We start from the raw sequence: 20778 nt of genomic DNA, 5'->3' as shown, positions 1-20778 counted from the left end.
AAGGAAAAACGGCGTTAGCAGCAAAGCGGCACTCCTGCCGCTTTGCTGCATGGATCAGTGACCGATCTACGTGGCTAGATCGGCCAGTCGATAGAGCCGAATTTCGGCGTAGAATGATCGTGCCCCCTGCTGACTTGCTGGACGATCGCCCAACAGGACGTTATGTCCAGTTCCTGTAGGGAGAGTGTTTGAGTGAGTGTGCGAACGAGTCGACCGTGAAGCAGGACGTAGGTCTGCCGGAGATGGCGCAGCAATTGGACATAACGTCAGTTGGGCGAGGAGAACGGCGAGACGTCTATAGCTAGGGGGCTTCCTCGGTGGAGCGATTCGGGCGGGGCGGTCGATTGGAAGTTGGACTGGCGGATTGCCCGTTGCCATGTTGTCGAGTTGATCGGAGAAGCGGCTAAAAAGGAAGAACAACAAACGATGGTAAATTAGCGATTATAACAATAACGGAATGTCCCCTTTTTCACTCCGACCTGTTTCAGTCCCTTCAAAGTTGAATCCGGGCCTTCTTAATATCTTTCAAAAAATTATAACTAGAACTCCTCCCAAAAAATATGAGCTGAATACTGCCAATACACTTATTCCGAGTAATATATTCTAGCTCAACCCAACTATAGAGCCCTCGATAACTTCTCAACGCAACAGACTTCAATTCTTCATCCTTTATTTTATTCCTTGCACCTAGGACGCTATAAACAATGTATCCATCAAATCGATACAAACGCTGCGTAGCCCCAATAAAAAGTAAAGCAAACAGTGGAATATTAAACAAAACGTATGTTTGTATGAATGTAAATGCCTCATACTCCAATCTGCCGAGTATATAAAGTAAGCCCCCTAAAATAGGTATAAAGATGGCATTCAATAATACATAACACTGCCACAGACTTTTGAAATCGGGAGTAAGTTTAGTCATCATTCATTGCGCCACTCATCCCCACCTACGCACCCTGCGGTAACAATTATTTCCGCATCCAAATTTAGCATAACATGGGCGACACTATTTATGGAGTCGCCTCCCCAGAACGAAACCGAACTAAAAGCAAGTGCAGTCACTGACGCGAATACATATACGCCCGGCCGATCTCTTGAATCACTCATTGCAACAGAAATGTTAGCCGCTGTAACGTTAACCACTCCGTTTGCAGTAGCGAGTCGCGTAACACTCACTGTTGAGTTGACTGTAACTTTTGCTGCTGAAAACGCTGCCCCAGCACCACCAACGGTCCCCTGGATCAGCCCATTAGTAACACCATGTCCCAGTGCATCTACAACACTATCAGTCTGAGCGCCTTGTATCATGCCTGTCACTCCAGCTACAACACCTATAGCAACTAGTCCAGTCACGGTTATTGGGGCAGTGCCAACAAGTGCTACAACTGCTGCAGAGACTGCTACGGCAGTTCCGACTGCAACTGCTGCCTGCACAACTCCTTGAGCGAATGACTCCCAAGGGCCTTGTCCGAGATAATCCGTATGGCATAGATGATTATTGCCAACCATCCCGTATATATTGTATCCTCCAAACTCCTGAATGGGATCTCTTGATGGCCACCTGCCCGTTACTGGATCATAATATCTAAAGCCGTAATATAGCAGCCCCGTTTCAGCGTCTTCGTATTTCGTAGAGAACCTGAAGTTAAAGTCGTCCTTCTTACTGTCAGTCGCTCTGATGAGTTCACCGAACGGGCCGTATACGTATGCGGGGGATTGTTTGCTGTTGCTGTCGTAGTGCTGGGAGCGGATGGAGGTTGGATTCTGTTGTTGCGCTGGAGCTCCCGTTTTTACTGTGGTCGGGAGGTGGTTTGTGTCTACGATGCTGGGGGTGTCGTAGGTTGATGTTGGTTGGTTTTTTGCCCGTATTCGTCGATCTATGTCTACGATTTGAGGGGCGTCGTAGGCATAAGTCGTTGGGGCTTTTTTTCCGAAAGGTTGAGCCTGTATGTGATATCCCATAGTGTCTGATTACCCTATGAATAACGTGTGTTGGAACAAGCATACAATTTAGAGAATGCTGCGGCATGTTAAATACCTATTGCAAGCGCAGGTAGAGTGCTCCGTAGTCTCTCGTATGATTCGTTTTCTACCTCTATTTTTGGTTTTTAGCCTCCTTCACTCGATTCGGGCAGAGCCTGAAGTCGGCGCGGCGCTAGAGGGCTTTAACTCGAGTGATTGGGCGCTTGTTATGGCTGACGATAGCGTTCCGGCCGATCAGCTTGTGAGATTTGAGGATGGGGTCCTGAGTCTGTATGGGAATGCCCATCCAAAGGGCATTTACCGCACCCAATCTGCTTATTCGAATTATGAATTGAGTCTGCAGTGGCGCTGGCCGAATGAGCCTGGGAATGGTGGGGTCATGCTACACTGTGACCCTGCGGTTACTAGAGCTGCTTGGCCTAAATGCCTAGAGGTGCAACTGAAGCACGGCAGAGCCGGGAACTTTCGAAAGAATGGTGAAACGATCGAAGTGGAGCCTGATAGAACGACGACGAAGCCATTTATTGAGCGCCTCATTTTAGATGCTGAAAAACCAGCTGGTGCATGGAATACGATGCGGGTGATCGTTCGTGGCGATAGTGTCGTTGTTTATCTCAACGACCAATTGGTGAATCAGGGAGACCATGCCAGTGCCAGCAGTGGGTTTATTGCTCTGCAGCTCGAGTTAGCCGATATCCAGTTTCGAGGGCTTACGTTGAAGCCTTTGTCTGATTGAGGAAGGGGACAACATCTAGTGTCAGGACAACATCTAGTGTCAGGCTATCAGTAGGACTCCTCCGAGAGTTGAACTCAACAGGCGAGGGGGCGTGCAAAAAAAAAGCAAAACGGCGTTCACGTAGAAGCGGCACTCCTGCCGCTTTACTGCATGGATCAGTGTCCGATTTACGTGGCTAGATCGGTCAGTCGATAGACACGCAAGGCAGCTAAAGAAAGGAAAACAGCAAACTCAGCGAGCGAAGCAGAAGTAAGGCTTACGGCGAAGATCCGCGACTGCTTTAATGCGGATTTCATCTGTGAGATACGATCATTTGTAGTTACATCAAGCACCTTTCGGCACCACCGGATGTGTCCGCGCGTGGACTTCCTGAGCTGCTTAATGCTCACTTCGGTGTAAACCTGCGTGGGAGGGGGCCACAGGGTCAATGGCATCGTCGTCTAATACTATCGCCTTGTAACGCCCTTGAAGCACATGACTATGAACACTCCCGAAATCGATTGAAACGATTTCGGGAGTGTGCTTTGTAGCCATCGCATCCACAAGATTCGCATCAGGAGTCTGGATCAACAGATGGTCATGATTCCCGCTTAACCAGCACGAAGTCAGAGATCTGATTTTAAGCGAAAATTAAGCGAAGTTAAGCGGATCCAGCTTTGCTGGCCTCTGGGTTTTATTGTTTCGCTGCCTTTTTGATCAGGCAGGACGGAGCTTCTGCGGAGACAGGCAGACGTAGGTCTGCCGAAGATGGCGCAGCAAATGCCTATTTCACTTTCTTAATACTCGTCGTCGTCGTCGTCGGGCAATATCTAGTCTCAGGCTATTTCCTCCGTGAGTGGAACTCAACAGGCGAGGGGGAGTGCAAATCAAGTAGAACGGCGTTGACGTAGAAGCGGCACTCCTGCCGCTTTATCACACAGACCAGTCGCTGGTCCGTGTGGCGTGATCGGCCAGTCGATAGAGGCGACGGCGTAGAATGATCGTGCCCCTGCTGACTTGCTGGGCGAGGAGGACGGCGAGACGTCTATAGCCAGGGGGGCTTCCTCGGCGCAGTGCTTCGGGCGGGGCGGTCGATTGGAACCACGACTTGCGGGGTGCCTGCCATGCCCTGCGAAGCCGGGGTTGCGCAGTTGATCAGCGGATACGAGAGGCGGCTAAAAGAAATACCTTAAAACCTACGGAACGACCCCTGTTTCAGTCCTTCGCACCCAATCTACTTATTCGAATTATGAATTGAGCCTGCAGTGGCGCTGGCCGAGTGAGCCTGGGAATGGTGGCCTTTTGCTGCACTGTGATCCTGAAATTACTCGCGCGGCATGGCCCCAATGTTTGGAGGTGCAGCTGATGCACGGCAAAGCAGGGAACTTCCGAAAGAATGGGGAGAGGATTGAAGTGGATCCAGAACGAACGACAGAGAAGCTATTTATTGCGCGTCACATTTTTAGACGCTGAGAAACCTATTGGTGCATGGAATACGATGCGGGTGATCGTTCGTGGCTATAGTGTCGTTGTTACTATCAACGACCAGCTAATGAAAATAATTGTGCCGCACTTATTTGACTTTGTCTGATTTGAAGCTGTCTATGTTGTTATGAAGAATTTAATTATGGTGATGGTGCTCTTAGGAGCTGCTACTGCGACTTCGAATGCTGCAATAAATCTGACAATAAACAATTCTGATCAATTGTCTGGCGATTTTCAAGTGGACCTGGGTAGTGGGGAGAGTCAGCTCGGTATTGCCATGGCAGAGCTTAATTCTTTTGGCTTGGACGGCAGCAGTTCAGCATTCATGGATCTATTTGTGGAGTTTAGTCCGTCGGTCAGTTCGACACTCGTTGAATATGTTCAACAGGCGAACCAAGACCCCCCCACCGTATTTGATGGTAATGAAGTCGGCACTATCACTGCAGCTCTAACCGGTGGTCGTGCCATTAATTACTCTTTTACGAATGTCTACACGGATTCTTCGACGATCGTAGGTGACTTTGTTTTTACCGCGGTTCCTGAACCAACCAGCTATGCGCTGCTTATCGGAGGCAGCACTTTGATGTTAGTTATGAGTCGACGCCGGCGTCATGCCAATGTTTGACATTTTCTGGTAGTTGAGCACCTCGAAACAAATTACGAGTTCGCGCAGCCTCCACACCTCGAGCTGTCCTAAACGAGATAGGCGCTGAGCACCCAAGACGGTCGAAACCTCCTTGGCTTAGTAGTCTTCGTTGTCGAGTTGATCGTAAGGCGGCTAAAAGAAAGACCTTGAAACCTACGGAACGACCCCTTTTTCAGTCTTTTGAGACCTACGGAACGACCCCTTTTTCAGTCTTTTGAGACGACCTACACAATCGCTGTTGTGACAAGCTTAGTCTGCCGTTGAATCTTCAATCGGCACCCCATGCGCCTTGCACCAATCAACGAGTGCTTCACGCTTGGATTCGTTCTCGAAGGTATGCCATTTATCGAGCAAGTAATTCCGGTCTAGGAAATCTTTCCATCTGCGATAGGCGCCGCGGCGGCTGAAGATTTTACGCACCTTTTGTTCGAGGCCGGGGATCTCTATGCCGACAAAGCGCCATACCAAGCGTTGTCCCAGATCGAGGTCATGCTTGTCGGGCAAGTGAATGTAGTCGGGGTGCTCCTCGATGTCTTCGACGGGGCAGGGTTGGCCTGTGGCTGCCTCGGCACTGTAGACAAGCTCGCCGGTCACTTTCGAGATGTAGCAATGGGTGTCATCGCAGAAATCGGGATCTGGTTGCAAATCGAAAGCCCATTCCAATTCGTCGATTTTTGTTTTTTGTGGGGTGCTCATGGTTTCTTTAGTTTTTTTCTATAAGTGGCCAAATCTCTGTTTTTTGGGCACTTTTGGCCACTTATAGGATTTCAGAAAAGAGAACTTCAGTGGTGATGGACTCATTGACGAGCTCTGTGGCGTAGGCGTTTTCCGTGAGTCCTTGGCTGGTGATAAAGGTGAGAAAGACATTCTTCTTTGTTTTTGTCACTTGTTGGAAGACTTCTACTTTTCGGCGCAGTTCTGCTGCGTAGCTTTTGGTGATGGTGAAGGGGCCTTGTGAAAATTTGATTTCGATGAGATTGATGCTGTGATCTGCTCTGTCCAGTAGTAGGTCTACTTGAGCGCCTGTGGGCCATGTCTTATTGGGGCGATGCACCCAACTGCAATGCTCCGTGTCGACTTGTGCGATGCCGAGTGCTGCCTTGATTTGAGGGATATGTTTGTGTGCGAGTGCTTCGAGTGCGTAGCCGCTCCACGCACGCCATGCCGGAGTGTTGAACTTTTTTAGGAAGCTGCCAGCTCCGGTGCTTTGTTTGCGCTCGATCCATTTCATATAGAAGAGCGAGTATTCGTCGGCGACCCGGTAGATGGTGTCTTTGCTCTTCTTTCCGAATTGGCCGTGGGTGCTAATGAATCCTGCTTCTTCGAGTTCCCGAAGGGTTTGAGTGAGACGGCCGCCAGTGGTATAGGCTTTGGTGAGTCTTGAGCGTGTGAGACCTTGCGGGTGTTTCGCCAGCTCGCGGACAATCTCGACATGCCGATCTGAATGGTCGAAGAGCGATGCGTAAAGTCGGTCGAACTCTTGTCGTAGTAAGCCGGTCTTTTCGAAGCAGCTGCGGTCGATGGTCTGAGCCGCGGATTTGCCTGGTTGAGCCTCTTTCAAGTAGTGGGGCACGCCTCCCGTTGCCATGGCGAGGGTGAGCTGGTCGTATCGAGTTAGCTTCACGCCTCGCGATTTCAGGAATTGTTCACTCTCGGCCAGGCTGAACGGTTCGAGCTTCATACGGGCTGTCACGCGGTTGTGTAGCCCTCCTTTGTGGTCGATTATTTTGGCAATCATCCACGATGCCGCTGAGCCACAGATGACTAGAATGAACCGTGGGTCTCGGGAGAGCACTGTATTCCAGAAATAATCAAGCGCGGGGAGGAAGCGTGAGCGTGCGCTGGCGAGCCATGGAAGTTCGTCGAGGAAGATGACCCGTTTACCAGATCCGCGTAGTGTCTGGAGATGAGAGCCGAGTTGTTGAAATGCGGCCTGCCATGAGTCGGGGCAATTGCGTTGTTTGCGGCTGCGTTGCCCGAGTTCGTGATGGAAGTTTGTCAGCTGCTCTTTGAGTAGTCCGTCTTTGAGCCCCGTGAGTTCAAAGCACATCTGCTTCTTGAAGTGCTCTCGAATGAGAAAGGTTTTTCCTACGCGTCGCCGTCCGTAAAGTGCGAGGAACTCCGCTTCTTGACTGCTGAGTAAGCGGTTGAGTTCTTTGATTTCTGCGTGGCGTCCGATCAATGACATAATCTATAAGTGGCCAAATGTGCTCTAAAAAGAGAGATTTGGCCACTTATAAATTTAGCGAACTCGATATTTTTATGAGCTAACTTGTTCTCTATAGAGTGCTCAATCAGCACGTTGCTGTCTCCGCTGGCTTTCTGAACAGGCAGGACGGAGGGCTTCCAGAGACAGGCAGACGTAGGTCTGCCGAAGATGGCGCAGCAAATGCCTGTTTCACTTTCTTAATACTCGTCGTCGTCGAGTTTACGGTAGAGGCAGATGTCGCGGTCGCCGAAGTAGGCGACTAGGATGGCGCCTTCGCCGGCGACGGCATCGAAGAGTTTGAGCATCATCTCTTGCTCGCCAGGCCAGGGGTAAACGAAGAAAAGATCCACTTCTTCGATATCTAGATCCATGCCTTCGTAGCGGGGCGGGTGATCGAGCTGATTACCGAAACTGTCATCGCGCACGATGTCGTGTCCACTGAGCGCGTCGTAGCTGATGAAGCCGTCGGGGATATAACTGATCGGGAGGAATTCGGCGTCGAGCGCATGGTCGTCGAGCAGCGACTCGGCTTTATCGACGAGTGTTTCTTCAATCTCGATGCCATATGCATCATACCCGAGGATGGATGCAAAACCGGTGCCGACTCCGAAGCCGCTGCCCCATTCAATAAAAGTTTCGCCGAGCGGGAGCCCTTGTTCGGTGACGTGGCGCAAGGCGGCGTAAACCTGAGCGGGCTCGCTGGGCACGTAGCGTGGGAAGCGCTTGTTGAGCTTCTGGTCGTAGAACGCGTCGCAGCGGCGGTCAGCCTCGTCGATGAAGGCTTTTACGTCGGGCGGCAGGTCGTATGTTTCGACGGTGTATGGGATTTCTTCGTAGGACACGGGTAGTGACGTGCTGCGCACGGAGTGAGAGTGAGAGTGAAAGTGAGGAGTGAGAGTTAGAGTTAGGAGTGGAAAGCTCGAGAAGTCTTAATCGTAATCTTACTCTTAATCCTAATCATTCTTTAGGTCAGGAAAGCGACAAGAGTGTCGCTTCTACTCGCCTAAGAGACGTTCGATGTCGCGGCGGTTTTTCTTGGTCGGGCGACCGGCTCCTTTGTGGCTGAAGACTTTGGCGTTTTCGCGTTTTTCGCGGGCGGCTTCATATTCGGATTCGGGTGTGTGGTCTTCGAAATACTCGGGGAGCAGTGCCGCGCCGACGCGTTTCTCGGTGAGGCCGACGACATGCAAGGTGCGGGTGAGTGCTTTGGTGCGTGCGACGATGATGTCGCCAATGCGTATCTTTGCCGAGGCCTTGGCGATCTTGCCGTTGTGGCGGATCGCGGAACCGCGGCAGGCTTCGGCAGCATCACCGCGTGTTTTATACACGCGTGTGCCCCAGAGCCATTTGTCTAAGCGAACGGAATCCATTTGCGTATAGTTAGCGTCCGCTTAGCGCGGCTGCCATCTTCTCGAGTCCTTCTTGGAGTCGGCTGCGTGGACAACCGAAGTTGAGGCGCACGTGTTGAATGCCGTCGAACGGTGTGCCGTCGGATAGGCCGACGCCGTTGTCCTCGAAGAATTTGACTGGGTTTTCTAGCTCGAGCTTTGTGACGTCGAACCACGCCAGGTAGGTCGATTCCATTGGGCGGAAGGTGATGCCTGGGATTTGCTCTTTGAGGAATTTAGAGATGAGCTCGTAGTTGCCGCGCAGATAAGTGATCAGTTCCTGGCGCCATGCTTCGCCGTGGTTGTAGGCGGCTTCGCAACCGGCATAGCCGAAGCAGTTCACTTCGGTGATGATGCCGCGGATGGTTTTCTGGAATTGCAGGCGTAGCTTCGAATCTTCGATGACCGAGAACGCGCATGCGAGGCCAGGCAAGTTGTAGGTCTTGCTGGGTGCCATGAGGGTGACGGTGCGTGCGGCGAGGGTTTCGCTGAGCTTGGCGGTGACGATGTGCTGTGCGTTGGCATCAAAGACCAAGTCGCAGTGGATTTCGTCGGAGATCAGAATGAGGTCGTGCTTTTCGCAGAAGTCGCCGAGGCGAGTGAGCTCTGCTTCTGTGTAAACACGGCCGACGGGATTGTGCGGGCTGCAGAGGATGAAGAGCTTGGTGTTCGGCTTGACCGCGGCTTCCATTGCGTCGAAGTCGAGCGTCCATTGGTCGGAGGCATCGAGGCAGAGCGGGACTTTGATGAGTTCGCGGTTCGCGTAGTCGGGCGCGCCAAGGAAGGGCGGGTAAACCGGCGTGGCGGTCATGACGGATTCGTCGGATGCGACGAAGGCATGGCAGCACAGGTTGATCGCTGGCACGAGGCCGGGAAGGAAGTTGAGCCAGTGTGCTTTGGCGCTATAGCCGTGTTGGCGATCCAAGTAGTTGAGGACGGCGTTGACGGGGGCTTCGTAGGGGATGGTGTAGCCGAAAATACCGTGGTCGAGGCGTTGCTGTAGGGCGGCGGTGATCTCGGGCGCGGTGGTGAAATCCATGTCGGCCACCCACAGCGGTAGGATGTCGCGGCCTTTATATTTGTCCCATTTGAGGGAGCCGTAGCCGGTGCGATCTGGGCAGGTGTCGAAATTGTAGTGCGTGTCTGTCATATGCGGGAGCACGATCAACCGAGTGTCGTATGCCTGCAAACTCAATTCGCTAAAAACTGATGAGATAAATAGAGCCTTGGGAGACTTGTTCGGCTTGTTCGGCGGAGATCCAGCGTTCGTTGAAAGAAGGCCCCCATGAGTCGCTTACGGCGATTTCGCCGGTGTCTTTGTTGTAGCCGGTGATGAGGCAGGCGTGTGCGCTCATGATGTCTTTTCTCAATTCGGTGCTGCGCGCATTTGATTTGCTGGCCTTCGCCCATGCGGTCCAATCGGTGACGGCTTGTCGCTCTTTGCTGCGTTGGTTGGCGTATTGGTTGTATTCCTTGGAGGAGAACATGACCCAAATAATGGGGAGGCCTTTGTCGATGTATTTCTGAATGGTGCGGACTTTGATCGGTTCGTTCAGCTGCTTCATTGAGCGGCTTTGCGAGGAGATGTAGCTGTCGACTGAGTTGATAATGCTGCTGAGCGAGGTGCCACCGCCGATCTCGGTCTGACCTGCCATGGCGAGCAGATACATGTCGGCGGGAATTTGCATGTAGCGCAGATAGCGCTCGAAGGTGGCTGGCACGCAATAGCCTTTTGGCCCCTGATTGACCATAGGGATATTGCCAATGAGGACATCGCCGTTGGGGCGTGTGATGATATTTTCAGTGGTGAGTTTGCGGAGCTTGGCGTCGGAGAGTTTTTCACTGCGGCCTTTGTTGTCAGCTGCTTCGGTGCTCATGATGCGTAGGCTGACGTATTCGTCTTCTTGTGAGGCGAGCAGGAAGGCGTGGCCTTTCCAATCCCAGCGTTGGAGGCGTTCTTTGATGCCGCGCCCTGTGCCGAAGGATTGTTTTTCGGGTTCGCCTAAGGTGTCACTTAGGCGCTGCACTAGGGTCTCTTCATCGTCCTCGATCGCTTCTTGCATGGCCTCGATTTCGTCTTCGGTAGGAGGATCGCTGAATTTGAAGTCGCCCTTATTGGCAAAGACGATGCTGATTCGTTCGGCGTGATCGTCCGCACCGTAGAGAACACAGGCATAGGGGCGTGAGTTGAGAATACGAAAGTCAGCAGGCGGGTAGTAGCGATAGCTGGACTGGGTGGCAGTCTGTGATTCTAGGCGCCATTTAAGACGTTGTGCGACTGTGTCCGGTGCGTCATCCCATAGGAGGTTGTCCTGCAAGAGTGGGACGCCTAGGAGTTCGTTGATGATGGCGAATTTGGACTGCTCCTCGCTTTGGATTTGGGAGATGAGTTGTTGGCTCTCTGTTGAGAGCTGCTCGCGGCCATACCAGATAGCGTTGCCATTTTCTAGGCGGATTTGAATGCGCTCTGGCTCGATGTTGAGGATTTCAACTTCGATGGAGTTGCCTGCTTGGTTGGTCAGTGTGGTGCCGCTGAGTGGCAGGCAGGCGATGAGGAATCCGAGGAGTAGGCAGCGCGGGGAAAAGTGTTTCATTTGGGTATCTGTTTAATTAAATGAGGGAGAACGTGCTGACGTCGAATAGACCTTTGTCTGAAATCTTGAGTTTTGGGATAACGAGTAGAGCCATAAAGGAGAGGGCCATGTAGGGGGATTCGAGGGAGCTGCCATGTTGTTTGGCGGTGCGTGAGAGTGTGGTAAATGCTTGGGCGACTTCTTTGTAGGAACCGCCGCTCATGAGGCCGGCAATTGGTAGAGGTAGCGTTTCTTCGATGGCTTCGGATGCGAAGCTGAGCCCGCCCTTGTTGTGGATGATGAGGTTGGTCGCCTTACAGAGTAGTTCGGGGCTGGAGCCGACGACTACGATATTATGGCTGTCGTGAGCGACACTAGAGGCGATGGCGGCATTGCGTAGGCCGAAACCTTTGATGAGGGCGACGGCTGGTGGGGTGTCAGCATAGCGGTTGACGACAGCGATGTAGCAGAGGTCTTGCTCGGGGCAGGCGGTTTGTGCGTCCGCCTCTGTTTCTTCGGTGATGATTTGGCCGTCGAGTGCGACGATGATCCGCCGTGTTCCTTCTGTGGGTGGAAGTTGGAAGTCTGTAGGTTGTTTGGCGTGTGCGTCGAATCGGTTGATTGGTGTGACGGCTTTATGGCTGAGTGTCGAGGTGCCGTTCGCTGCCACGAGTTGACCAGATTTCCAGCTGCGTAAGCAACGCATGTCAGTGAGTGAGTCGAACTCGGCAAAATCGGCGGAGTCACCGACTTGAAGGCAGCCCACTTGTAGGCCGTAGTGGCGGATGGGGTTAAGTGTTGCGGCTCGAAGTGCGTTGAGTGGGTCGACCCCGAGGCGGATGGCGCGTGCGACGAGTGCATTTATATGGGAGATGACGAGGTCGTCAGGATGTTTGTCGTCGCTGCATAGGAAGCATTGCTCGGGGAATTCGTTGAGGAGGGGCCAGAGTGCTTCGAAGTTGCGAGCAGCGGAGCCTTCGCGGATCGCGATTTTCATGCCGAGCTGACATTTTTGGCGGGCTTCTTCAAGTGTGATGCTTTCGTGGTCGGTTTCTATGCCGGCGGCTGCGTAGTCGCGGAGTGCTTTGCCGATGAGTGCGGGGGCGTGGCCGTCGATCCGTTTGCCGTGGCGTTTGGCAGTTTCAATGATCGCCATCATTTCGGGGTCGCGGGTGATGACTGCTGGGAAGTTCATTACCTCGGCGAGGTAACCGATTTCGGGCTTGGAGAGTAAGCGGTCGATTTCGTCTGGTCCGAAGCGAGCGCCTGCGGTTTCGAAGGGAGTGGCTGGCACGCAGGAAGGGGCTCCAAAGTGGATGTGGAACGGGGTGCGCTTGGCGTCTTCGAGCATCCATTCAACACCTGGGATGCCGAGGACGTTGGCAATCTCGTGTGGATCGCTGATAGATGCAATTGTGCCGTGGATGAGGGCTGCACGGCCAAACTCAGACGGAGAGAGCAGGGAGCTCTCAACATGGACATGCGCGTCGACAAGCCCCGGGCACAGGTAGGTGTCGTAGGTCGCGTCGGGGGTCTCTTCAATCGCATGGATGATGCCATCACTGATGGTGACGGTGCCTGCAGTGATCGTGCCTTGGATGACGTTTACAATATTCCCACATAGGCGCTGTGTTTTGCTCATGCCGATGTATGCTGTCGTCTCATCGGATCTGCTCAAGTTGAATCGCCGCTTTATGCGGCATCAATGAGATGCAGCTGGGCGAGTAATTCGGTGAGTGTTTCACCGCTGGCAGGGATGTTGCCTATGAGGCTGCTTCGGTGCCCAAGCGCCCAGCGGGCGGTTTTATCAACGGCGCTGATGTGGTGGTCGAGGTCGAGGAGGTGTTCCCACTCGGCGAGGCGGTTTTGATTGTATTGGGCGAGGGCAGCTTGGCGTTGAGCGTCGTTGTGGTGGTCGCCGAGTATTTCTGCTAGGTCAATGGCTTCGCGCATGCCGACGTTCATACTGAGGATGCCGGCCTGCGGCGTCATGTGAGCTGAGTCACCTGCGAGCCAGATGCGGTCTTTACCGAAGGCGTTGGCGAGGCGATGTTCGAATTTGACGAGCATGCGCCAGTTGAGCTCTTCAATGGAGCCTTTGAACCACGGTGCGTTGTCTGCTAGGAATTGATCGAGGTGCTCGCGGTCGAGTTGTGCGTGGCCGTGGTCGCCGAATTGCAGCAGGTTGTGGTCTTTGTTGAGCGAGTGGTCGGGGGCTTCGCCTGAGTTTACTTGAAAACTCCAGCGACAGTGGCCATTCGGTAGCGGCCAGAAGACGTGTGTCATCTTATCCTGAATGATGATGCGCATTTCGTTGGGTAGCTCCGCATCGGTTTTGAATTCGAAGACGGCATAGTCTGCGCTCGGAGTGACTTCAGGGAAGTCGATGCCTGCGATGCGGCGCGCGGCCGACTCATGACCATCGGCTCCGATGAGGTAGTTGGCTTCGTAGTCGAGAATCTTGTCGATTTGCATATCGATGTGGGCGACGGCGTAGCCAGTCATGCCTTCCATGAGTCGATCGACTGAGACGTTGAGTGCGTTGTCGCTGTTCTCAATGAAGCGCACGCGATGGTTCCAAAGTGGTTTCTTTCGCAGGCTATCGACAAGGATGTGTTCGAGTTCGCCCTGGCTGATGACGGTCAAGAAGGGGTATTTGAGAGGGAGCATGCTGTAGTCGAGCACGGCTTTCTCTTTGTCGTCTTCATAAATACGAATCTTAGGGAGATGGAGGGAGCGCTCGAGGACTGGATCGGCGAGGCCGAGTGAGTCGAGTATCTCGAGTGTTTCTGGGTGTAGCGCGAGCGCGTAGCTATGTGTATTGGTGCGCTGTTCGCGATCGAGCAGGACGTAGTCTAGTTTTTTGTTTGCTAGGGCATGTGCTGCGGTGAGTCCGACGGGGCCAGCGCCTAGGACTACGATGTCGGTTCTTTTGTGGTTAAACATGATCGTATGGTGGTTGGGGTGGATGTAGCTGTGCTTTTGCGCTTTTCTTTAGTGTATGGGATTCGGGGAGAGCGTCAATTTGCTGTATTTGAATATTCGGGCTTAATTCCTTGTTCTGGGAGTCGCTTGGGGATTGATCTTCGCCCTTTGCGCGCAGAGAGTGTGCGCTATGTCAGATAGTGAAGATCAATCAGAGGTAAAACCAGCGTTGGAGTGGCTTAGCGAGCGATACCCAGATAGCCCACGTAAGCGCTTAAAGGAGTGGTTTGCTAAAGGTCGAATCCAGCTCGATGGCGCAGTCCTGAAGAAGCCGCATGAGCAGATGACGGATCCTGGCGAGCGTCTGAATATGGGCGAGGCAGTGGCACCGGTCTTTTTCCGTAATATGCCGACGCGTATCCATGCGCAGGCGAACTTGCTCTATATTGATAGCTCATTCGCAATCGTGAACAAGGGGGCTGGGTTATTGTCGGTTCCTGTGCCTGGCAGTAATCAGGTGTCAGTGTTGAGCGTGCTAGAGAAGTTTCTGCAAGGGAAGGGCGCTTCCGAGCTGGATCGTCAAAAGGGGGTGCAGCGCAAGCGTTTGACTCCGTTGCCGGTGCACCGATTAGACCAGTTTACTAGTGGGGTGATTTGTTTTGCGATGAACCCGAAAGCACGTGAATCGCTAGTGCGCCAAGTGCGAGACCACACCTTCTTGCGCGAGTATCTTGCGATCGGTGATGGCCAGTTGGAGAAGAAGCGTGGCGAGTGGCGCTCTTGGTTTCGCTTAGATGAAGAAGGGATGTATCAAACTGTGTTTGATACTGAAGAAGAGGGCACGACGGAAGCGATCAGTCAGTATGAGGTGTTGGAAGAATATTCGTGGCCGACTGCGGTGAAAGGGCAGCGACATGTGGTGAGTAAGCTGCGGCTTCGCTTGGAGACTGGGTTGAAGCATCAATTGAGAATTCATTCGGCAAATGCTGGCGTGCCCTTGCTTGGGGATCGGCATTATCACCCTGATTATCGGTCTGCTTTGGAAAACAACGCTGGCATGCCTTATGATGTGCAACGCCAAGCGCTGCATGCGTCGAGCTTGGGACTTTTGCATCCAGAGACTGGTAAGCTACGCCGGTTTACTTGTAAGTTTACGCGCGATCTAGCGGACCTGGAGCAAATGCTGAAAGCGAAGTCTAAGGGGCAGTAAGTCTGACTTGCTTCGCCATCTACGGCAGACCTCCGTCTAACGACTCTTTTAAAATTTATGAAACCACGCGTTAAACTAGCTGAATCGACGACGACTGATGGGGGAGCGATGACGCTCTACGAGCATGATGGGGCGTATTGCATCAGTTATAGTGGGCAGGAGCTAATGCATTCCGGGGCGAGCGCCTCGGAGGTCTTGTTGGGGGAGATCGGCGTTGAGCTGTTGGAACCTGATGCGGAGGCGCGCGTGTTGATCGGTGGGCTGGGGCTTGGTTTTACCTTACGTAGTGTGCTTGAGAACGTGGGGCCTGCTGTCACGGTGGAACTCGTTGAGCTCTTGCCAGGCATCGTTGAATGGAACCGTGAGTATTTAAAGGATCTGAACGGTGCGCTACTAGACGACCCGCGTGTCGAAATCCACGTCACGGATGTGGTCGGGTATGTGCGTAAGGCCGAGCGTGAGCGCTATGATGTTATTCTACTAGATGTCGACAATGGCCCTGTTGCCATGGTGTCGGAAACCAATGCCTCGCTCTATTCTAATAGCGGGCTGCGCTGGTTGCGTGGTTCATTGACGCCTGAGGGGCGTGCTGTATTTTGGTCCGCAGGGCCTGATCTTAGGTTTGAGGATCGCCTTAAACGTGCAGGGTTTCGCGTGTCGAAGGTGCCTGCGAAAGTGCATGCTGGAGCGAAGCGTGCGGCCTATTTACTTTACGTCGCGAACTACAAGTAGGTGGGCGGGGCGTTAAGCTCGCGTTAGAAATTGCTCCTTCCTTGTGAAGCATATCCTTATACATCTCTTTGTATCGTCCAGGTTGTGTTATTAATGCGCTCTTGATACTGCCGCGCATCAAGTATTGCTATTTTTTTTCGCTCAACAGATTAGGGAGGGACGAGTTCCGCCTCGTCTTGCGGTGTGCTGGTGCTGTGGTTGAGTGCTGTGGCTCTGCTGACGGCAGCGTAGAACGCAGCAGGCAGCGGAATCCCTCCCCAAGCAACCATCGCATGAGCCGACTACACTTTTGTGCTTTGGTTCTGTGCTGGGGCTCGGCTGACTTCAGCCACAAAAAAGCGGGCGCATCAGTTCTGATACGCCCGCTTGGTTTTTATAAACTGTGATTGCGGTTAAGCGTCTTCCTTTTTGCTCTCGGTTACCTCGCTCTTAGGAGCTTCGGCGACCGGAGTGGTGGGGCTGGCTTTTTTGCTTTCGGCACGTGGTGCTTTCGGTGTTGGCTCGTCTTCGGTGTCCATTGCGGTGCGAATGTCCTCTTCGATGCCCGACGTGGCTTTCTTGAATTCCTTGACCGATTGTCCAAGGGACTTGAAGAGACCCGGGAGACGTTTTGCACCAAATAGAAGCAGCACGATCAAAAAGATGATGATGAGCTCAGGTGCGCTGAGGTTTTGTAGGAATGCTAAGTGTTGGATATTCATGAGCGAATTTGGTTGAATGTGTATTAGTTGTCTTCGCCGAGATCGCGATAGACTTTACTCAGCTCGACGCTGCGAGCTGCGTCCGCTGTGCTGATCGTGTCGTTGATCTGTGGGGCACCTTCGAGGATGTCTGCAGTCAGTAGAGGGCTACCAATACGCAGTGGGCGTGCTTTAAGCACGCCTGTTTCAGCACCAGCATAGTTGGTGGCGATCAGGAATTGATCGCCGAGCGCTGCGCCATTGCGAATGGTGACCAAGCGCTCGAATAGATCGAGGTGCACAATCATCGGCGCATTGCGATTGACCACCGGGGGGGCGGTGAAGTTTTGGTTGCCTTCGGTTACGCGCACGCCTTTTCCGCCACAACCAGTGAAGGTTAGGGCGAGCAAGCTAGCGCAGGTGATGAGAGTTAGGGGATGTAAACGCATAGTATTGCTTTTGACTGTTTCGCTGGAGGAGTGTTCCGCTTAGTCTTTTGCGTTTTCGCGTTTGAGGCTGTCCATGCCTGGCTTCTCTAAGTTGATATCGCCTTCGAAGAAACCGTGGAGCTGGCGGATACGAGTTGGGTGGCGCATCTTACGAAGTGCTTTCGCTTCGATTTGACGAATACGCTCACGGGTCACCTTGAACTGGCGGCCGACTTCTTCGAGTGTGCGGGAGTAACCGTCTGCGAGGCCGAAGCGGAGTGAGAGCACTTTGCGCTCACGCTCGGTCAAACTGTCCAGGACGTCGGTAATCTTTTCGCGCAACAGGCTGTAGGCTGTCATGTCGTAAGGATTTTCGGCTCCCTTATCTTCAATGAAATCACCGAAGTTGGTGTCGTCCGAGTCGCCCACGGGGCTTTGCAGAGAGATCGGTTGCTGTGCCATCTTCATGATGGACTGCACACGCTCGATCGGAAGGTTCATTTCGTCTGCGACTTCCTCAGCGGTCGGCTCATGGCCGAGTTCCTGGAGGAGTTGCTTCTGCACTTGCATGACCTTGTTGAGGGTCTCGATCATGTGCACCGGAATACGAATGGTGCGGGCCTGATCGGCAATCGAGCGGGTGATCGCTTGGCGAATCCACCATGTTGCGTAAGTGGAGAATTTGTAACCGCGACGGTATTCGAATTTCTCAACCGCTTTCATTAGGCCCATGTTGCCTTCTTGAATCAAGTCGAGGAAGGAGAGGCCACGGTTGGTGTATTTCTTAGCGATCGAGATCACGAGGCGAAGGTTGGCTTCGACCATCTCAGTCTTGGCTTTGTGCGCTTGGCGCATGCCTGTGCGAACTTCGCGGATGATTTCCATGAACTCACGCGAATCCATTTTGAACTCAAGGGTGAGTTCGTTGAGGCGTGCCTCAATGGCTTTCACATCCACCTTTGTCTTACGGCGTGTGGATACCTTATCCGCAGAGTCGAGATCGTCGTAGTGATCGTTGAGCTCGCGATAGACGGGAGTCAGGTTGTTGAGGAAATCTTCGAATACCTTCAGCTTGAGACAATATTTACGAAGGGTCAGGCGTAGCTCACCTTCGTATTTTTTCATACGAGTGCGAGAGCGTTTCTCATTGGGGCCGTTACCTTCTTCAGCTGCTTTGAGTTGGCTGTCCCAAGCGGCGTAGATGCGCTCGCCGAGTTTGTGTGCTTGCTCGAGTAGTTTTGGTAGGCTGTTGAAATAGATTTCGCGGCTCTCGATTTTTTTATCGAGCACGACACGGTCGAAGCGTTCTTCGCGGTTCAGCAGCTTCTGGACGATGTTGTTTTGGAATTCGAGTGTCAGCGCAGTGGAGAAAAGCGCGTCTTGTGCGCGCAACTCGGCCTTCTCGATACGTTTGGAAATGGCGACTTCTTCTTCGCGTGTCAGCAAGGGCACTTGACCCATTTGCTTGAGATACATCCGAACAGGATCGTCGAGGATGTCGTTTTGAGAGGTGCGGACTTCTTTCTCTTCGGTCTCTTCCTGACGCGCCTTGTAGGCTTCGACTTCGGTGTCGTCTAGAATCTCAACTTCGAGATTTTGAAGGATAGAGATGATGTTCTCGATTTCGTCCGGATTGCTGACGCTCTCGGGCAGGGCTTTGTTGATGTCCTTATAAGTAAGGAAGCTTTGCTCTTTAGAAAGTCGGATGAGGCTGCGGATGCGCTCGTTGAGCTTTTCCTGTGCTTTCGCAGTCAATTTGCGTTTTTTAGGTGCGACCTTTTCGAGCTCCTTTTCAATTTCTTCTTCGGAGACTGCTTTTTTGGCGGCGGTCTTCTTTGCGACTTTTTTTGCCGGGGCTTTCTTGGTCACTGTTTTCTTTGCGGTGGTCTTTTTCGCTGCGGGCATAATGTGTGTGGTGGTGCTGTCTGGAAGGACTACTTATTTAAATTTCGAGTTTGTGTGGTGCGGCGAGTTCGTTGCGGGCTTTTATAACTTTGCGCATGAGGTCTTGCTGTTCCTCTGGTGTGGCATTGGCGACTCGTTGCTTGAGTGTTTGTAGTCGGATTTTTAAGTAGTTGTTGTAGATGTAGTTAAGCTGATTGTTGATTTCCATGTGGGCAAGGTCAGCATCCATTTCTAAATCTCTAGAGTGAAGGTCGGCCATAAGTTGACGGTCTTCAATCGTTTCGATGAGATTTTCAATATTTGAGGCGTCTTCAATCAGGCCTTCGCGTAATTCGGCGAGGATGCGCTTTAGAAAACGGCCGGCTGGTGATGTGTTATTAATCCAATCGTAATCAATTATTTCTGAGATTGCTGCGCTATGTTCGGGAAAGTGTAAAACGAGCCAAAGTAGCTCCCATGTTCCATCTGTCAATAGTGCGTCTTTACTGACTTTATTGGTAGGTTTTGGATTTTCCTGTCCCTTATTGTAAGTCTGAGGCTTGGGCGCTTTTTTGAAATCAACCAGTGCGGCATGTGCGTCGACATTCAGTAGCTTTGAGGCGGTCTGAATGTAGTCTTCGCGGGCGACCTCCGAGGGCACGTGTTGTAGTAGGTCGAAGACGCTGCGTAGGGCAGTGGTTTTTTCGTTGGTGCTGGGCGGACGGTCATCGGGGAGGCTTTCTGAAATGGCCAGCTGGATCGCGCTTTTTGAGGCTTTGCGTAGTGGCTCCAGGGCTTCGGCTCCGTGTTGGCGCAGCAAATCGTCGGGGTCAGCTTTTTCTGGTAGGAGTAAGTAGCGGAATTCGAGCCCGGCTTTGAAGGCGAGTGGGAGTGCGCGCAGCGCGGCTTTGCGGCCGGCCTTGTCTCCATCGAGTAAGCATTCTACGCAATTTGGCTGGTAGCGGCGCATCAAGTGTAGTTGATCGTCGGTAATCGCGGTGCCTTGTGGGGCGACTGCAGTGTGCAGGCCGACAGACCAACAGCGGATGGCGTCGAGTTGGCCTTCGACTAGTAGGAAGCTGCCGCCTTCTTTGAGGTGGGTGCGGGCATGATCCATGCCGAAAAGAATGCGCCCTTTGTGGAAAATTTGTGTCTCTGGGGAATTGACGTATTTGGCTTCGCGGGCGGGGTCGTCTGCGGGCGTCTGTTCGAGTTGCCGTGCGGTGAAGGCGACGACGCGCCCCTGCACATCACGAATTGGCACCATGAGGCGGCCGCGGAAGCGCGATTTGAAATTTTCGTGATAGTTCTCGTTGTCGCGCGCGAAGAAGAGACCGCATTGACGCATGGCCGCGGTCGGAATGCCGCGCTCTTTGAAGTAGAGGGCGAGTGCATTGCGAGCGGCGGGCGCGTAGCCGATTTTTACCTCGTCGGCGGTCTCCATGGTGAAGCCGCGTTGCTCCTGCCAGTAGGTGCGGACGGGCGCGGCTTCTTCGGACTCGACTAATTGTTGGTGAAACCAGGTGGTGGCGAGTTCGTGAATCTCGAAGATCTGCTTGCGCAGTGAGACTTCCTCGCGGGACGGGCCGCCTGCTTCGTATTCGAGGGTGATATTGAATTTCTTGGCGATATACTCGATTGCTTCGGGGAATTCGAGGTTCTCGACCTTCATAATGAAGGTGAAGCAGTCGCCGCCTTCGCCGGTGCTAAAGCATTTATAGAAGCCGCGGTCGGGATGGACGTAAAACGAGGGCGTTTTCTCTTGGGTGAACGGGCTGAGCCCTTTCCATGAGCTGCCAGCTCGTTTGAGCTCTACATAGGGAGACACGATATCCACCAGATTTACCTGATGCTTGATCGCTTCGACTGATTTTTGCGCAATGCGGGCCACGTATTTTTTTTGAGAGAGCTGAGGAGGGA

At 52.8% G+C, this 20778-nt stretch carries 17 protein-coding genes; 4 read left to right on the top strand and 13 right to left on the bottom strand.

The window, feature by feature from the left end:
- Nucleotides 1-921: 921 nt before the first annotated feature.
- The gene (locus GZZ87_RS01510; RefSeq protein ID WP_162028090.1) at nucleotides 922-1962 is read right to left on the bottom strand and encodes an RHS repeat-associated core domain-containing protein; all 1041 of its coding nucleotides are present in this window, start codon (nucleotides 1960-1962) and stop codon (nucleotides 922-924) included.
- A gap of 115 nt (nucleotides 1963-2077) precedes the next feature.
- Here GZZ87_RS01510 and GZZ87_RS01505 point away from each other — a divergent pair, with 115 nt between their 5' ends.
- Nucleotides 2078-2719, top strand: a complete 642-nt coding sequence (locus GZZ87_RS01505) for a DUF1080 domain-containing protein (RefSeq protein WP_162028091.1) — start codon at nucleotides 2078-2080, stop codon at nucleotides 2717-2719.
- Nucleotides 2720-4310: 1591 nt separating this feature from the next.
- Nucleotides 4311-4808, top strand: coding sequence for a PEP-CTERM sorting domain-containing protein (locus GZZ87_RS01495; protein ID WP_162028092.1), 498 nt, complete (start codon nucleotides 4311-4313; stop codon nucleotides 4806-4808).
- A 270-nt stretch (nucleotides 4809-5078) separates the two neighbouring features.
- Here GZZ87_RS01495 and GZZ87_RS01490 read toward each other — a convergent pair whose 3' ends face one another.
- From GZZ87_RS01490 to GZZ87_RS01455, 8 genes are all read right to left on the bottom strand, one after another.
- Complete coding sequence (locus tag GZZ87_RS01490; protein ID WP_162028093.1) at nucleotides 5079-5525, bottom strand: UPF0158 family protein; 447 nt, start codon at nucleotides 5523-5525, stop codon at nucleotides 5079-5081.
- A 61-nt stretch (nucleotides 5526-5586) separates the two neighbouring features.
- A complete protein-coding gene (locus tag GZZ87_RS01485; RefSeq protein ID WP_162028094.1) occupies nucleotides 5587-7017 on the bottom strand; it encodes an ATP-binding protein in 1431 nt (476 codons plus the stop codon).
- 218 nt (nucleotides 7018-7235) lie between these two features.
- Complete coding sequence (locus GZZ87_RS01480) at nucleotides 7236-7901, bottom strand: hypothetical protein (RefSeq protein ID WP_162086484.1); 666 nt, start codon at nucleotides 7899-7901, stop codon at nucleotides 7236-7238.
- 132 nt (nucleotides 7902-8033) lie between these two features.
- Nucleotides 8034-8408, bottom strand: coding sequence for a S4 domain-containing protein (locus tag GZZ87_RS01475; RefSeq protein ID WP_162028096.1), 375 nt, complete (start codon nucleotides 8406-8408; stop codon nucleotides 8034-8036).
- A 10-nt stretch (nucleotides 8409-8418) separates the two neighbouring features.
- The gene (locus GZZ87_RS01470; protein WP_162028097.1) at nucleotides 8419-9576 is read right to left on the bottom strand and encodes a PatB family C-S lyase; all 1158 of its coding nucleotides are present in this window, start codon (nucleotides 9574-9576) and stop codon (nucleotides 8419-8421) included.
- A 49-nt stretch (nucleotides 9577-9625) separates the two neighbouring features.
- On the bottom strand, nucleotides 9626-11020 hold the full coding sequence (locus GZZ87_RS01465) for a hypothetical protein (RefSeq protein ID WP_162028098.1): 1395 nt from the start codon (nucleotides 11018-11020) through the stop codon (nucleotides 9626-9628).
- A gap of 16 nt (nucleotides 11021-11036) precedes the next feature.
- The gene (ade, locus tag GZZ87_RS01460) at nucleotides 11037-12641 is read right to left on the bottom strand and encodes an adenine deaminase (RefSeq protein WP_162028099.1); all 1605 of its coding nucleotides are present in this window, start codon (nucleotides 12639-12641) and stop codon (nucleotides 11037-11039) included.
- Between the two features lie 50 nt (nucleotides 12642-12691).
- Nucleotides 12692-13945, bottom strand: a complete 1254-nt coding sequence (locus tag GZZ87_RS01455; protein ID WP_162028100.1) for an NAD(P)/FAD-dependent oxidoreductase — start codon at nucleotides 13943-13945, stop codon at nucleotides 12692-12694.
- A 169-nt stretch (nucleotides 13946-14114) separates the two neighbouring features.
- Between GZZ87_RS01455 and GZZ87_RS01450 the strand changes: the two genes are divergently transcribed.
- Both GZZ87_RS01450 and GZZ87_RS01445 read left to right on the top strand, forming a co-directional pair.
- Nucleotides 14115-15134 (top strand): pseudouridine synthase, encoded by a 1020-nt coding sequence (locus GZZ87_RS01450; RefSeq protein WP_162028101.1) that lies wholly within the window; start codon nucleotides 14115-14117, stop codon nucleotides 15132-15134.
- Between the two features lie 57 nt (nucleotides 15135-15191).
- A complete protein-coding gene (locus GZZ87_RS01445; protein ID WP_162028102.1) occupies nucleotides 15192-15866 on the top strand; it encodes a spermine synthase in 675 nt (224 codons plus the stop codon).
- Nucleotides 15867-16258: 392 nt separating this feature from the next.
- Here the strand turns inward: GZZ87_RS01445 and GZZ87_RS01440 are convergent, their stop codons facing one another.
- The 4 genes from GZZ87_RS01440 to dnaG are packed head-to-tail and all read right to left on the bottom strand — an operon-like array spanning nucleotide 16259 to nucleotide 20749.
- The gene (locus tag GZZ87_RS01440; RefSeq protein WP_162028103.1) at nucleotides 16259-16567 is read right to left on the bottom strand and encodes a twin-arginine translocase TatA/TatE family subunit; all 309 of its coding nucleotides are present in this window, start codon (nucleotides 16565-16567) and stop codon (nucleotides 16259-16261) included.
- A gap of 23 nt (nucleotides 16568-16590) precedes the next feature.
- Complete coding sequence (locus GZZ87_RS01435) at nucleotides 16591-16995, bottom strand: hypothetical protein (protein ID WP_162028104.1); 405 nt, start codon at nucleotides 16993-16995, stop codon at nucleotides 16591-16593.
- A gap of 39 nt (nucleotides 16996-17034) precedes the next feature.
- Nucleotides 17035-18879, bottom strand: coding sequence for an RNA polymerase sigma factor RpoD (rpoD, locus tag GZZ87_RS01430; RefSeq protein ID WP_162028105.1), 1845 nt, complete (start codon nucleotides 18877-18879; stop codon nucleotides 17035-17037).
- A gap of 37 nt (nucleotides 18880-18916) precedes the next feature.
- Entirely contained in the window at nucleotides 18917-20749 is a 1833-nt protein-coding gene (gene dnaG, locus GZZ87_RS01425; RefSeq protein WP_162028106.1) for a DNA primase, read from the bottom strand.
- Nucleotides 20750-20778 lie beyond the last annotated feature (29 nt).

This window comes from Lentimonas sp. CC4 (genome assembly GCF_902728235.1).
GTDB lineage: Bacteria > Verrucomicrobiota > Verrucomicrobiia > Opitutales > Coraliomargaritaceae > Lentimonas.
Note: the sequence above shows the minus strand (reverse complement) of the source record. Positions and strands in the feature narration are given on the sequence as shown.